The organism is Thiomicrorhabdus arctica DSM 13458 (genome assembly GCF_000381085.1).
Taxonomy (GTDB): Bacteria; Pseudomonadota; Gammaproteobacteria; order Thiomicrospirales; family Thiomicrospiraceae; genus Thiomicrorhabdus; species Thiomicrorhabdus arctica.
Genome location: NZ_KB905899.1, coordinates 1,012,177 through 1,026,896 on the forward strand (window position 1 = coordinate 1,012,177; position 14,720 = coordinate 1,026,896).

The window sequence follows — 14,720 nt, forward strand, 5'->3', positions numbered from 1 at the left end:
TTCATCCTTAATACCTTACACCATATTAATGAGAAGAACCTTCTGCACCAATACCCGTTTGAGAACGGATGAACTGAGCTTCAAAGCCCTCTTTATCTTCAGCTGCACGTGCTGATTTATCTGTAATTGAGAAAAACCAAATACCGATAAATGCAATCGTTACGGTGAATAATGCTGGGAACTTATAAGGAACAATTGCCGCACCCATATCTAGGATTTGCGTCCAAACAACAGGCCCTAACAACACCATAATAACCGCTGAGCTTAGACCTAACCAACCGCCTATAACCGCACCACGTGTAGTCATATTTTTCCAGTACATCGACATAATCAAGACTGGGAAGTTAGCAGAAGCTGCAATCGTAAATGCCAAAGCGACTACGAACGCGATGTTTTGATCTTTAAAACCAATACCGAAGATAATCGCTAAAGCACCGATAACGATTGTTGCATAACGTGCAACTTTAGTCTCTTGCACTTCAGTTGCATTTTTATTGATAACATTTGCATAGATATCATGTGAAATCGCTGACGCACCCGCTAAGGTTAAACCAGAAACAACCGCTAAAATCGTTGCAAATGCAACGGCAGAGATAAACCCTAGGAAGTAGTCACCACCAATCACATTTGATAAGTGAATCGCGGCCATATTGTTACCACCAATCAACTTACCATCAGCAAAGAACTCTCCACCTACGATTAGAGCCACCGCTCCAAAACCAATAATGAATGCTAGGATGTAGAAGTAACCGATGAAACCCGTCGCATAAAAGACTGACTTACGCGCTTCTTTAGCATCTGGAACCGTGAAGAATCGCATAAGAATATGCGGTAAACCAGCTGTACCAAACATTAGAGCAATACCTAAAGAGATCGCATTAATAGGATCAGAAACAAACCCACCAGAGAACAGGATACTCATATCCCCATCACGCTTTTCAACCGCTGTCTTAAACAACGTATCAAAACTGAAGTCCATTTGGTACATGACCGCGATCGCAATAAAGGTCGCACCAGAAAGCAATAGGACGGCTTTAATGATCTGCACCCAAGTCGTTGCCAACATACCACCAAAAGTCACATAAGCGATAATAAGTATACCTACCATGACAACAGCATAGTCAAAGTCTAAACCGAAGAGTAATTCAATCAATTTACCAGCACCCACCATCTGAGCAATCAGATACAGGATAACCACCGCAATACTACCGAAAGCCGCTAACACACGAACCGGTGTTTGCTTGAAACGGTAAGCAGCAACATCGGTAAACGTATATTTACCTAAGTTACGTAGACGCTCTGACATCAAGAACAAGATAATCGGCCAACCTACCAAGAAACCAATGGCAAAAATCAAACCATCGTAACCTTTGAGGTAAACCATACCTGTAATACCCAAGAAAGAAGCGGCTGACATATAGTCACCTGCAATCGCTAAACCGTTTTGCAAACCGGTAATGCCGCCACCCGCTGCATAAAAATCCTTAGCTGACTTAGTGCGTTTTGCTGCCCAATAAGTGATGTAGATAGTTAAACCTACAAATGCGACAAACATTGAAATGGCAGGCCAGTTTGTTGCCACCTTAGTACCATCAGATTCTATCGTACCTGCAGCCATTGCGACCATTGGCAATAACGCCAAAAGCATAAAGCTAAATAATGTTTTGAAAAGTGAGTTCATCATTCAACCTCTTTCTTAATTTTTGCAGTCAGCTCGTCAAAATCATCATTTGCTTTTTTAACGTAATAACCCGTTAATAAAAAAGAAAATACAATAATGGCAACCCCAATAGGGAAACCGATTGAAACATACTCTCCACTGACAATCGTTGTGAAGAACTCAGGGTTAAATGCTAATAACATAATATACCCGTAATAAACCACCAATATGGCAATGGACAACTTCCAGGCCAAGCCTGTACGTTCCTTTACCAACTGTTGATATTCTGGAAGACTTTTAATCTTCTCTATCTTAGCTTGATCCAATGTATCTCTCCTCGGTTGAGATAGTCTGAAATGACACTTTATGACTCATTCTAACCAAAGCTTTAATCGAACTTTAGCTCAGGTACAGAGAAATAAAATGCCTTACTTTCCTTATGGCTTAAAAAGCGATAAACCTGGCTATTATCAGGCTTAAACTACTCTAGTGACAATAGGTATTACTTATAGGAGTCTATAAAAAACTTTATGTCTCTTTTTTAAAATTTTCTGTCAAAAAATGTGATTACATTTCATAGCGTTATCATCCTAAAAATGCAAAGCTTCTTTTTTCAACGCATCACAAATCTATAAAAAACATATAAAAAAACCCCATTTGAATCCTTAAGACCAAATGAGGCTCTTTCGACGCACACAATAAGCGTGCTTAATTCTCGTCAAAATGAGTTTATTTCTGGTGTTTAAACTGCTCCAAAATACTGGGGTCTTCAAGTGTTGAAGTATCCTGAGTAATTTCTTCACCCTTAGCAATCGTTTTCAATAAACGTCGCATAATTTTGCCGGAGCGGGTTTTGGGCAAGTTCGTTCCAAAACGAATTTCATCTGGTTTAGCAATTGGGCCAATCTCTTTGGCAACCCAGTTACGTAACTCTAGAATTAGTGCCTCACGCTCACTGCCTTCTGGAATGTCGACATTCAAGACCACAAATGCTGAAACGGCTTCGCCTTTAATATCATGCGGGCGCCCCACTATGGCGGCTTCTGCTACTAAAGGATGAGAGACTAAAGCCGATTCAATTTCCATGGTGCCCAAACGGTGTCCTGAGACATTTAAAACATCATCAATACGGCCTAATATCCAGAAATAGCCATCTTTGTCTTTATGGGCGCTGTCTCCAACCACATAGTAGTTTTTGCCTTTCCCTTTTAAAGGAAAATAAGTGTCTTTAGTAACGCTGGTCATCGTTCCAAACAGTACGAATCATTGAAGGCCATGGTTTCTTAATGACTAATAAGCCTCCATCGCCTGAATCTAGTTCATTGCCTTCTTCATCTAAAATGGCGGCATCAATTCCTGGTAAAGGCTTGGTGCATGAGCCGGGTTTAAGTGGCGTAATGGGGAAAGGCGCAATCATATGCGCACCGGTTTCCGTCTGCCACCAAGTATCAATAACCGGACAACGACTGCCACCAATGACTTCGTAATACCACATCCAAGCTTCTGGATTAATCGGCTCGCCGACGGTTCCTAAAATACGTAATTTAGAAAGATCATACTGATTTGGTAAATCCCCGCCAAATTTCATTAATGCACGAATCGCAGTAGGTGCTGTATAGAAAACGGTAACACCATGATCCTGACAAACCTGCCAAAAACGTCCCGCATCTGGATAAGTTGGCACGCCTTCAAACATCAACATGGTCGCGCCGACCGACAAAGGACCATAGGCCACGTATGTGTGTCCAGTAATCCAGCCTACATCTGCAGTACACCAAAAGACATCACTGTCTTTCAAATCAAACATCCATTCATTGGTAAGATGCGCATTTAGAAGATAACCGCCTGAACTATGCTGCACCCCCTTAGGTTGGCCCGTCGATCCTGAGGTATACAATAAAAATAGAGGGTGTTCTGACGCCACCATAACAGGAGTATGATAGTTACTCATACCTGCTTCCGCCTCAAACCAATCAATATCACGCTCTGCTTTCATCATCACTTCATCATCTGTCCGGCGATAGACAATAACCTTTCGAACACTGTCACAACCTTTTGAAAGCGCCTCATCCACTGCACCTTTCAGGGGAATTGTCTTGCCACCTCGACGACTACCATTGGTCGTAATAACGAGTTTAGCACCCGCATCTTCTATGCGATCTTTCAATGCCTCGGCTGAGAAACCACCAAATACGATCGAGTGAATAGCACCAATACGGGCACATGCTTGCATGGCGATAACCGCTTGCGGAATCATTGGCATATAGATAATAACGCGGTCGCTTTTCTTTATCCCTTGTGCAGTCAATGTATTGGCAAAACGACAAACGTGATCATGTAACTCTTTATACGTATACCGTTCGATATCACCCTGATCGCCTTCAAAGATAATCGCTAATTTGTCACTCTTCGTCTCCAGATGACGATCAATACAGTTATAAGAAACGTTTAGTTCACCATCTGTAAACCATTGAAAGTGCGGTGCATTAGAGTCATCTAGGCCGACCGTAAAAGGTTTTGACCAAGAGAGTTTTTCACGCGCTAAGTCAGACCAAAATCCAACATTGTCTTTTTCAGCCGCGGCGTACATAGCATCCAGCTTATCCTGGGTAATGGCAACACTGGCGAGTGTTTCAGCAGAAGGTTCAAAAACACGGGTTTCTGTTAGGATAGATTCGATTTTAGACATGGAAACACTCTCTGTAATTTTTCAAAAATTGATGGCAGTGCCATTTAATAATAATTATTTTAGAAGTTTACCCTGCTCCCTCTAAAATTTAAAGCACTCCCCGCAAAGTTTGCCATATTAAAAGTGAATAACTTACCTTTAATCATTAAAATTTTCATAAGAACACCTTCATCTCTCTCAGTTTGTATTTTCATGCATAAACTTTCATTGAAACACCTGTTTTTTGAGATAATATTTAAAGGCATTAGAATGTTTACACACCTGCATGTACTACATACGGCTATCGTCATGGCTGACTTTTTGCAAGAGAGCCTATTAGTTATAATGCATTGATACTAAGCTAGCAGAGCAACCCAAATCGATCAAGTTTAATGACAGCCTTCATCTCCCCCTTTACGACCTAAACATTATCACAATCCTTAGACTGTCAGTCATCCCTCTGAGACTCTATTGATTTGAGCACACTATCCGTTTTTTAGGCTAAAACGCATTGCGTACCAAACAACTGCAATGTTACGATTAAAAACATCTATAGACAGAAAGGATCCCATCAAATGAACGTCACCCAAGCGATTAAACAACGTCATTCGACAAGAGCTTATTTAGATAAGGCTGTTAGCCAGCAGCAAATACAGAGTATTTTAGAGGTAGCACGTTTTGCACCTTCTGGTGTGAATATGCAGCCTTGGCAGGTTGCCATTATCAGCGGGCAAAAAAAATCATCACTGCAACAACAGATGCAAACGGCCTTTGAAAAGGGTGACAAAGAGTCCATGGATTATCATTACTACCCAACCCGCTGGGTGGAGCCATACAAAAGTCGCCGTATTGCAACGGGAACAGAGCTTTATACTGCTCTAGATATTTCACGTGAAGATAAAGCGAGACGACTTCAACAATGGCAAGCCAATTATCGTGCTTTTGATGCGCCTATTATGTTGTTGTTTTTTATGGATCCCAACTTAGAAACCGGCTCGTACATAGACTACGGCATGTTTCTACAAAACATCATGTTGCTTGCTGAAGAACAAGGACTAGCCACTTGCCCACAAGGTGCTTTAGCAGAGTTCCCTAAACTGATTAAAAACTTCCTCAACTATGATGAATCGCTGATTTTGTTAGGCGGAATGGCGTTAGGGTACGAAGATAAAGACCATGTGGTCAATCAATACCGCACCACTCGTGTGGAGGTGCCTGAGTTTAGTCAATTTTTTGAGTGAATAAGAGGGTTTTGAAGCCGATTGTGAAAAGTGTTTTTTAGTGAATAAGTCAGCCATATATGTCAAAAGTGACCAGGCCTGACATGTCCTGCGGCTTTACAAAACCATGTGGACGTAGGGTCACTTTTGAAAATGCCCTAATTCATTGCTTAGAGAACAACTTCCGGTTGCCAACCTTGTGCCGTTAGAGCCTCTAACAAATCGTCTTCAGGCAGATATAAAACACCATCATGACTCTTCATCTGCACGTTGGCGACTTGATTGGTGTAATCGATCACCACCGGCAAACCGACTTCAGCACGATAAACCTCTAATAACCGTTTTAATTCATCGATTTTATTCGATTTTACCGTCGATTGATTGACCGATAACTTAATCGCTCTGGCCTTTTCAACTCGCGCCTCGGCTAAGGTAACAATCTGTTCGGCATCCAGTTTGATACCACCATTGAAGGTATCTTCTGCGACTTCACCATAGGCTAAGACGACCATATCGACTTTAACCGTGTCTTTAATGGCTTCATAAACGGCTGGACGCATGACGATGTCAAGACGTGCTGTTTTGTCATCCAGCGCTGCGAAGCCCATTCTTTGACCATTACGCGTGGTTTTATTGCGTAACTCCATAACCAAACCCGCTACCCAAACTTTTTTCCATTTTTCTGGGCGTAAGCTAGACAATTTACCGTTGACCAGTGTCGATAACTCTTTTTGGTACATATCTATCGGATGGCCGGTCATATAAAGACCAAGTGTCTCTTTTTCACCTTTCAAACGCAGTTTTTCAGACATCTCAGGTACATTTAACAGTTGAGAATCACCACTCTCTTCAACCGACAAAATCTCTCCAAACAGATCGTTCTGCCCAAATTCATCATTTTTAAGTTGCTGCTCTGCCTGCTTAAGCGCCATCGGAATACTTTCCAATACCGACTGACGGTTATCATGCAGACTGTCGAAAGCCCCTGCTCGTACCAGCGCTTCTAAAACACGACGATTAACCTTTTTACCCACACGCAAACAGAAATCAAATAAATCTTTGAAATCACCATTCGCTTCACGTTCAAGAATCATACCTTCCAAAGCCGCCTCACCTGCGCCTTTAATCGTTCCCAGACCGTAATTAACGGTTCTTTCAGCGTAAGGTTTAAAATGCACCTGACCGGTATTGATATCGGGTTGAAGTATCGTTAGACCCATTGAATAACACTCGTTCACCATATGAACCACTTTCTCAGTGTTATCCATATCTGATGAGATCTGTGCCGCCATAAATTCAGCTGGGTAATGGGTTTTTAACCAGGCCGACTGATAAGAAACCAAAGCATACGCCGCCGAGTGGGATTTGTTAAAACCATACCCTGCAAACTTCTCTACCAAATCGAAGATTTTCATCGCCAGTTGGCCATCAACGCCATTGGCAATGGAGCCCGCCTCAAAACCAGAACGCTCTTTAGCCATCTCTTCAGGCTTCTTTTTACCCATGGCGCGACGCAACATATCCGCTTGACCTAATGAGTAACCCGCCAGAATCTGAGCAATCTGCATAACTTGCTCTTGATAAAGAATAACCCCGTAGGTCGGCTCTAGAGTTTCCTTAAGGCTTTCATGCTGGTACTGTGCATCAGGATAAGAGACCTTTTCTTTACCATGCTTACGCGCGATAAAGTTATCAACCATTCCCGATTCAAGAGGCCCTGGACGGAACAAAGCGACCAAGGCAATAATATCTTCAAAGCAATCGGGTTTTAAACGCACGATCAAACTCTGCATTCCGCTGGATTCCAACTGGAATACGCCAGTGGTTTTACCCGTCTTAATCATCTCAATGGTGGGTTGATCGGCTAAAGGGATACGCGCAATATCAACGAAACCTTCATCGCCGACTTTTTTATTGACGTTAATCGACTGCAAGGCCCAATCAATAATGGTTAGGGTTCTTAACCCCAAGAAATCGAATTTAACTAGACCGACTGTTTCTACATCGTTTTTATCAAGTTGTGTCACGACACTAGAGCCATCCGGGTCACACAATACCGGACAGAAATTATCTAAAGGCTTAGGTCCAATGACCACACCTCCAGCATGCTTACCCGAATTACGCACAGTACCTTCAAGTTTAAGGGCAAACTCGAGTAACTGACGGGCATCATCGTCATTGTCATATTTATTCTGTAATTCAGCTTCTTGCTCTAAAGCCCCGGCCAATTTAATGCCTAATTCATTTGGAATCAGTTTGGCAATACCATCGACTACGCCATAACCTAAGCCCAATACACGTCCAACATCACGCACTACGGCCTTAGCGGCCATCGTACCAAAGGTGACAATCTGTGACACGTGATCACGACCATAATGTTGTGCTACGTAATCAATCACTTCATCACGACGATCCATACAAAAATCAATATCGAAATCGGGCATGGACACACGTTCTGGGTTGAGGAAACGTTCAAACAGCAAGTCGTATTCAATCGGATCTAAGTCAGTAATTTTTAAGGAATACGCCACCAAAGAGCCCGCTCCAGAACCACGACCTGGCCCTACCGGAATCTGTTGGTTTTTACCCCACTGAATAAAGTCAGCAACGATTAAGAAATAGCCAGGAAAGCCCATTTCCAGAATTACGTCTAACTCGAATTTAATGCGTTCGTAATACTCAATGCGTTTAACGTCATAGGCCTCCGAATCTAAGTGACCAAATAAAAAGGCTAAACGCTCTTCTAACCCTTTATGACTCTCGGCAATAAAAAACTCATCCATTGTCATGCCTTCCGGCACGGGAAAGTCAGGCAGGAAATATTGATCTAACGTGAGGTTCAAACTACAACGCTTGGCAATTTCAACAGTATTGGCGATGGCTTCTGGAATATCTGCAAACAGCTCAATCATCTCTTCGGTACTTCTAAAGTACTGCTCTTCTGAATAAAGTTTAGGGCGATTTTGATCGTCGAGGATATAACCGGCGCCAATACACGTACGGACTTCGTGCGCTTCAAAATCTTCAGGTTTAGCAAAACGCACATCATTAGTAGCGACCACAGGTAAGTCATAACGTAGCGCGACGTCAATCGCTAACGCTAGATAAGCCTCTTCTTGAGGGCGACCTGTACGAATTAATTCCAGGTAAAAACGCTCGGGGAAGTGGGTTTGCCACCATTTAATACGACTGGCGACTAGGTTCGGTTTTTCAGCCAATAAAGCAACCCCAACGTCTCCTAAACGTCCCCCCGAAAGGACAATCAAACCTTCATTAAACTCTTCTAACCACTGACGTTTTATTAAACCAAGCATATTGTTTTGATAGAGCTTCTGGTTCTTTAAATAACTCTGAGAAATCAGGTGTGACAAATTTAAATAGCCGGCTTCATTTTGAACCAGTAAGAGCATTTTAAAAACGTCGCCGTTTTCATCTTCAATAAAGACTTCGGAGCCGACAATAGGTTTAATGCCCGCTCCCATCGCAGCCTTATAGAATTTGACCAGCGCAAAGAGGTTATTCTGATCGGTCAAGGCCATCGCGGGTTGCTCGCAACCTTGCACTAATGCCATCAATGGCTTAATGCCTAAGGTACTGTCGACAACTGAGTATTCTGAATGGACGTGAAGATGAACAAATTGAGTCATAATAATAGGGAGTTCGCTACTGGGCTTTGTACTGATTTAGGTACTAAAACATGGGCTATAAAACAGGGTTAATATTAAAGCTAGATCTAAGCCTTGAATCAGGGTGCGACAAAATAGAGGAAAGTACCCCTTGAGGGTGTAACCTTTTACTGATTAAGGCGGAAAACGGAGTGAATAGCTAGCTATTGACACGTTTTTCAACGAAAAGCAGTGACCTTTTAGCCATTTTTATCCGTTTATGATCTGGTGCAAGAGTCTCTTTAAATATTTTAAGTTATTCTAACGGTTTATGGCCTCGTTAGTGCTAAAATTACACAAAATTAATTGTTTAAAACCGTTTAAATTCGTTGCTTAAACAACCATAGAACCTCCATCAATCGAGCTATGCCACTAAAGCACTATGACACATATACCCATTAATACCCCTTTCTGGCTAGAACCCAAACCCGTAATGTTTCCGCCGACAAATTTGGCCTTAAAAGAACCCGACGGACTACTCGCCGTGGGCGGTGCTTTAACGCCTGAATGGTTACTGCAAGCCTACAGCAATGGCATCTTCCCTTGGTTTAATCCAGGTGAACCTATTCTTTGGTGGACTCCCAATCCGCGTAGTGTTCTCTTTATCGATTCATTAAAAATCAAACGCAGTTTGCGTAAAACCATCCAAAAACTGGAGTGGGATGAATCACTCACAGTGACATTAGATCAAAATTTCACCGGTGTCATGCAAGCGTGTGCAACGGTCTCTCGTGAAGGTCAAGACGGCACCTGGATCTCCCCTGAAATGTTAAGCGCCTATCAATCACTGCATCAATCTGGGCATGCTCATTCGGTAGAAGTTTGGCAAAAAGGTCAATTAGTCGGTGGTTTGTATGGCATTGCCATTGGTAAAATGTTTTTTGGTGAGTCCATGTTTTCCAAGGTCTCAGACAGCTCAAAAATTGCTTTAGTCGCCTTAGCGATGCAGTTAAAGGCATGGGGGTTTGAATTGATTGATACTCAAGTTGAAACGCCCCACTTGAATAGTTTGGGCGCTTCAACTCTCTCAAGGGTGGCATTTGAAAAGGTAATTCAGCAGCAAATCAATCAACCTTTTAAACCACAAAAATGGCAATTTTCAATTGATTGGGCAGATGCAGTCTATGGACACTGCCAAACAGAATGTAAGACACCTTAATATGTCATTTGACCAGGCCTGGTCAAATAGTATTTACGACGAAATTATTCGTACAATTTTTACCACCTGCTTTAAAATTCACAGTAGAATGGATTGCTTGAATATCGACTTGTAAGAGGTTGAAAAGGCTATTTTATGTACTCGCACCCAGGCAATCGTCCTCGTTTTCTAAAATTAAGTGCTCTTCATTTTCCAATCAATGCTGTGCTATCTGGTGGACATCGTCTAACGGGATTGGCACTGGTTATTAGTCTGGTAGGTTATCTGACACTGGCCAATCTTATTCTTATTCATCCCGGCATCACTCTGATTTCCATCTCTGACCATTGGGTATTACGTTGTTTACATACCGCTTTTTGGATAGCGCTGAGCTTTCACTGGCTCACGGGCTTGCGTCACTTGCTGGCCGAACACTTTGTAACACCCAAACCTTATCAAATCATTAATAGCCGATTTATCAGTTTTTTACTGATTACCGTTTGGGCTTTGATCAGTCTTTTTATCGTTTACCAGGTGTGGTCATGATTGAACTTAACGTCAAACTCAAAAACCTCTCTGGTAAAAAAGCGCATCTTTGGCAAAGAATCAGCGCACTCTATCTTCTTTTGTACATCCCATTTTTGGCCTGGACAGTATGGCAACAACCCAAGTTTCATACTCTGTACGCACTGGTTCACAACCTGGCCGACCCCCTTTTTAGCCTGACTAGTCTAATGGCACTGGGGCTCATTTTGGTACATGCTTGGGTTGGTGTTCGTGACATTATGATTGATTATTTACCCCGCAAGAATTTAGCGCTCTGGCTGACGATTTATCACAGTTTACTCGCGTTAATATTGATCAATAGTCTATGGTTAGTCGTCACACTTTTTGGCAGTATTTAATGCTTAATCTACTAAAAATCACACTCCATACACTCTTTTTCAAGACACTTCACACCAAACTGACATTAAGTTTTATAAGCAGATTAGGAACACTATGAACCTGAGCGACAATTTTCCGATTGAATTTTACGATGCCCTTGTGATTGGTGCTGGTGGGGCCGGTATGCGTTGTGCGCTAAAACTTACCGAGCAAGGTCACAAGGTCGCGATGGTGTCTAAGGTCTTTCCGACCCGTTCGCATACGGTGGCTGCCCAAGGCGGTATTAATGCTGCCTTGGGCAATGTTACCCCTGATCAATGGCAGTGGCATATGTATGACACCATTAAGGGCAGCGACTATTTAGGCGACCAAGATGCGATTGAATTCATGTGTCAAGAAGCGGCAGAAATCGTGCGTGAATTGGAACATTTTGGTGTCCCTTTTTCACGTTTAGAAAGCGGTAAAATCTATCAGCGTGCTTTTGGCGGACAAAGCCAGAATTATGGTGAAGAACAAGCGCATCGCACCTGTGCTGCAGCCGATCGCACCGGTCATGCCATCTTACATTCACTCTATCAACAAAACATCCGCTTAGGCACCACCATTTACGATGAGTATTACGCACTTGATCTATTAAAAACGATCAATGGGGAGATCGGAGGCGTGCTGGTGATGAACATTCACGATGGCGCCTATAAGATTTTACAAAGTTCACATACCCTATTAGCCACAGGAGGCGCCGGACAAGTGTTTCGTAACAACACCAATGCCAGCATTAATACCGGCGATGGTTTGGGTATGGTGTTACGTGCGGGTCTGCCGTTGCAAGACATGGAATTCTGGCAATTTCACCCGACGGGAGTGGCAGGAAAAGGCATGCTCATTTCTGAAGCCGTACGTGGTGAAGGCGGTAAGTTACGCAATGCCCTTGGTGAAGCCTTTATGGAAAAATATGCCCCCCATGTTAAAGATTTAGCCTCCCGTGATGTGGTCTCTCGAGCCATTGCGATTGAAGTCAAAGAAGGCCGTGGTTGTGGTGCAAATAAAGATTATGTGCTCTTAGACATTAGCCACATCCCAGAAGAAGTCATCACTGAACGTCTCCCTGGGATTCGAGATATTAGCCAAACTTTTTTAGGTATAGATCCAATCAAAGAACCGATTCCAGTTTTCCCGACCTGCCATTATATGATGGGGGGCATTCCAACCAATATCCAGGGGCAAGTTGTATCGCCAGACGATTTAGGAGAACAAAAAGTGGTGAAAGGATTGTATGCCATTGGCGAATGCGCCTGTGTTTCCGTACACGGTGCGAACCGCTTAGGGGGTAACTCCCTGTTGGATATCATCGTATTTGGCCGTAAAGCGGCATTAACCATCTCCGAAGCTCTGCACTCGCATAAACCTAACCGGAGCAATACCGATCTAAACCTACAGTCCATTAGACAACGTCTCCAACGTTGGCAAAAACGTAGTGAAACTTCTGCCGAAACATCAGCTCAAATCGACAGTGTGATTCAAATCAAAAAATCACTGCAACAAATCATGGACAGAGGGTGTGGCGTATTTAGAGACCACCAGACCATGCAGCAGGCATTCAATGATTTACAGGGCATTCAATTACGGTTGGATAACGTCTGTTTAACGGATTTTAACGATGTCTTCAATTTAGAACGCCTGGCAGGATTAGAGTTAGAAAATTTAGTGGCTATCGCGTTTGCGACAGTCACATCAGCCTTAGCCCGTACTGAAAGCCGAGGGGCACATTCACGCGTCGATTTTGCTGAACGAGACGACCAGGCCTGGTTGAAACATACACTGTATTTTCAAGAAGCGCATCGATTGGTCTACAAGGCCGTGAACTTACACCCAAAACATCATGTGGCTTTTGAACCAAAACCTCGCGTTTATTAATGCCTCACAAACTGAACATTCAACCATCTCAATTCACCGTTAAACCCATTTGGACATCACGACTGGTGAACTCAAGTGTTTAACGGAAGGAACCGTCATGCAATTTATTATCAGTCGCTATAATCCACAAATCGATAAAATACCTTACGACCAAACCTTTGAGCTAGACAATACACAAATCTCGACAGACAGTATGTTGCTTGATGCCTTGCACCTGTTACGCGAGCAAGACCCAAGCCTAGCGTATCGTTCCTCATGCCAGGAAGGGGTTTGCGGCTCTGACGGCATGAACGTCAATGGCCGTAATCGTCTTAGTTGCATCACACCGCTGTCTGATTTACCGCAAAAAATTGTTATTAAACCCATGCCAGGCCTGCCTATTATTAAAGACCTAATCATTGACATGGAGTTGTTCTATCAGCAATACCAAGGTGTCGACCCTTTCTTGCAGAGTGAACCACTCGATTTACAGCATGAGCATTTGCAATCGCCTGAAGACCGCGCCAAACTTGATGGTTCTTATGAGTGTATTTTGTGTGGCTGCTGCACGACCAGCTGTCCTTCTTTCTGGTGGAATCCTGACCAATTTGCTGGTCCGGCGGCTTTGTTAGCCGCGCATAGATTTGTCATTGATTCACGCGATATTCAGCACGTTGACCGTTTAAAAAACTTAGATAGCCCAACACAAATATTTCGTTGTCGTCATATTCAAAATTGTACTGACGCTTGTCCCAAAGGACTCAACCCCAGTCGTGCAATTCAGGAATTGAAATCAATTATGGTTAAAGAGATCTAATGCCTTTAAGTTACAAATTGTCTATTTCACAAAAGACGGAGCTTCTAACAGATATTGAAGCACATCGCAGAAAGCTACTTTTTTTATGTAAGCGGGGCAACTTAGAAAGTGAGTTACTGTTAATCGCTTTTGTTGAAGCACTAGACCTGCAACTTTCTCCACAAAAAAATCAGCTTTTTGAGACATTTTTAAATGAAAACGACCAAAATCTACTTTGCTGGCTACTTAAACACAATCCGCAAGCACCGAGTCAAACAGTGGGTATTCCCACTGAATATCAGGCCCTAATTGATGAAATACGCCTTAACTACCTAAATAAACCCTCATTAGTTGATAATTAATTGAATTTAAACAACTAAGTTGGTATAATCCGCGCAAATTTATTACAAGGGTTTATATAAAACTTATGGCTAAGCAAGACGTTATTGAATTCGACGGTGTCGTATTAGAAACATTACCAAATACACTTTTTAAAGTAGAACTAGAGAATGGGCACAAAATTTTGGCGCATATTTCTGGTCGCATGCGTAAAAACTACATTCGAATCCTAGCGGGTGATGCCGTTAAGGTTGAACTAACGCCATACGATTTGACGAAAGGCCGTATCACTTACCGCGGTAAGTAATTCCAGCGCAACCTTAACGGCTTTATATTCATTAAAGCCGTTAAAATCTGGAATCCATCGTTTGAATCAAGCCCTGAAAAGCCTCTTAATGTCATTTCATTAAGGGGCTTTTTGCTTTTTCTTAAAGTCGAACTCTACACCAAGTTTCA

11 protein-coding genes and 1 pseudogene are annotated in these 14,720 nt (G+C 42.6%); 8 read left to right on the top strand and 4 right to left on the bottom strand.

The window, feature by feature from the left end; translation table 11 throughout:
- Positions 1-25 precede the first annotated feature (25 nt).
- The 3 genes and pseudogenes from F612_RS0104675 to acs all read right to left on the bottom strand — a co-directional run bounded on the left by F612_RS0104675 (position 26) and on the right by acs (position 4,349).
- Positions 26-1,684 (bottom strand): cation acetate symporter, encoded by a 1,659-nt coding sequence (locus F612_RS0104675; protein WP_019556593.1) that lies wholly within the window; start codon positions 1,682-1,684, stop codon positions 26-28.
- Entirely contained in the window at positions 1,681-1,986 is a 306-nt protein-coding gene (locus tag F612_RS0104680; RefSeq protein WP_019556594.1) for a DUF485 domain-containing protein, read from the bottom strand. The genes F612_RS0104675 and F612_RS0104680 overlap by 4 nt, the downstream gene beginning before the upstream one ends.
- A 403-nt stretch (positions 1,987-2,389) precedes the next feature.
- Positions 2,390-4,349 (bottom strand): annotated as a pseudogene (gene acs / locus F612_RS12770) (acetate--CoA ligase).
- Positions 4,350-4,903: 554 nt separating this feature from the next.
- On the opposite strand from acs, the gene F612_RS0104700 reads away from it, so the two are divergent.
- Complete coding sequence (locus F612_RS0104700; protein ID WP_019556599.1) at positions 4,904-5,569, top strand: nitroreductase; 666 nt, start codon at positions 4,904-4,906, stop codon at positions 5,567-5,569.
- A gap of 149 nt (positions 5,570-5,718) precedes the next feature.
- On the opposite strand, the gene dnaE is transcribed toward F612_RS0104700, so the two are convergent.
- Complete coding sequence (gene dnaE / locus F612_RS0104705; protein ID WP_026329635.1) at positions 5,719-9,195, bottom strand: DNA polymerase III subunit alpha; 3,477 nt, start codon at positions 9,193-9,195, stop codon at positions 5,719-5,721.
- A 400-nt stretch (positions 9,196-9,595) separates the two neighbouring features.
- Here dnaE and aat point away from each other — a divergent pair, with 400 nt between their 5' ends.
- From aat to infA, 7 genes are all read left to right on the top strand, one after another.
- The gene (gene aat, locus F612_RS0104710) at positions 9,596-10,372 is read left to right on the top strand and encodes a leucyl/phenylalanyl-tRNA--protein transferase (RefSeq protein WP_019556601.1); all 777 of its coding nucleotides are present in this window, start codon (positions 9,596-9,598) and stop codon (positions 10,370-10,372) included.
- 135 nt (positions 10,373-10,507) lie between these two features.
- Entirely contained in the window at positions 10,508-10,897 is a 390-nt protein-coding gene (locus tag F612_RS0104715) for a succinate dehydrogenase, cytochrome b556 subunit (RefSeq protein WP_019556602.1), read from the top strand.
- Positions 10,894-11,256 (top strand): succinate dehydrogenase, hydrophobic membrane anchor protein, encoded by a 363-nt coding sequence (gene sdhD / locus F612_RS12210; protein WP_019556603.1) that lies wholly within the window; start codon positions 10,894-10,896, stop codon positions 11,254-11,256. Before F612_RS0104715 ends, sdhD begins: the two co-directional genes overlap by 4 nt.
- Before the next feature lie 94 nt (positions 11,257-11,350).
- Positions 11,351-13,150, top strand: a complete 1,800-nt coding sequence (gene sdhA / locus F612_RS0104725) for a succinate dehydrogenase flavoprotein subunit (RefSeq protein WP_019556604.1) — start codon at positions 11,351-11,353, stop codon at positions 13,148-13,150.
- 97 nt (positions 13,151-13,247) lie between these two features.
- Positions 13,248-13,946 carry a succinate dehydrogenase iron-sulfur subunit gene (locus F612_RS0104730; protein WP_019556605.1) on the top strand — a complete coding sequence of 233 codons (699 nt, stop codon included), beginning with the start codon at positions 13,248-13,250 and terminating at the stop codon, positions 13,944-13,946.
- A complete protein-coding gene (locus F612_RS0104735) occupies positions 13,946-14,287 on the top strand; it encodes an FAD assembly factor SdhE (RefSeq protein WP_019556606.1) in 342 nt (113 codons plus the stop codon). The genes F612_RS0104730 and F612_RS0104735 overlap by 1 nt, the downstream gene beginning before the upstream one ends.
- 65 nt (positions 14,288-14,352) lie before the next feature.
- Complete coding sequence (gene infA / locus F612_RS0104740) at positions 14,353-14,571, top strand: translation initiation factor IF-1 (protein WP_019556607.1); 219 nt, start codon at positions 14,353-14,355, stop codon at positions 14,569-14,571.
- Positions 14,572-14,720: the final 149 nt, after the last annotated feature.

What these genes read in the sequence shown, in the direction of transcription:
- F612_RS0104675 (WP_019556593.1), bottom strand. Translation starts at nt 1,684, where the DNA reads ATGATGAACTCACTTTTCAAAACATTATTTAGCTTTATGCTTTTGGCG.
- F612_RS0104700 (WP_019556599.1), top strand. Translation starts at nt 4,904, where the DNA reads ATGAACGTCACCCAAGCGATTAAACAACGTCATTCGACAAGAGCTTAT.
- dnaE (WP_026329635.1), bottom strand. Translation starts at nt 9,195, where the DNA reads ATGACTCAATTTGTTCATCTTCACGTCCATTCAGAATACTCAGTTGTC.
- aat (WP_019556601.1), top strand. Translation starts at nt 9,596, where the DNA reads ATGACACATATACCCATTAATACCCCTTTCTGGCTAGAACCCAAACCC.
- F612_RS0104715 (WP_019556602.1), top strand. Translation starts at nt 10,508, where the DNA reads ATGTACTCGCACCCAGGCAATCGTCCTCGTTTTCTAAAATTAAGTGCT.
- sdhD (WP_019556603.1), top strand. Translation starts at nt 10,894, where the DNA reads ATGATTGAACTTAACGTCAAACTCAAAAACCTCTCTGGTAAAAAAGCG.
- sdhA (WP_019556604.1), top strand. Translation starts at nt 11,351, where the DNA reads ATGAACCTGAGCGACAATTTTCCGATTGAATTTTACGATGCCCTTGTG.
- F612_RS0104730 (WP_019556605.1), top strand. Translation starts at nt 13,248, where the DNA reads ATGCAATTTATTATCAGTCGCTATAATCCACAAATCGATAAAATACCT.
- F612_RS0104735 (WP_019556606.1), top strand. Translation starts at nt 13,946, where the DNA reads ATGCCTTTAAGTTACAAATTGTCTATTTCACAAAAGACGGAGCTTCTA.
- infA (WP_019556607.1), top strand. Translation starts at nt 14,353, where the DNA reads ATGGCTAAGCAAGACGTTATTGAATTCGACGGTGTCGTATTAGAAACA.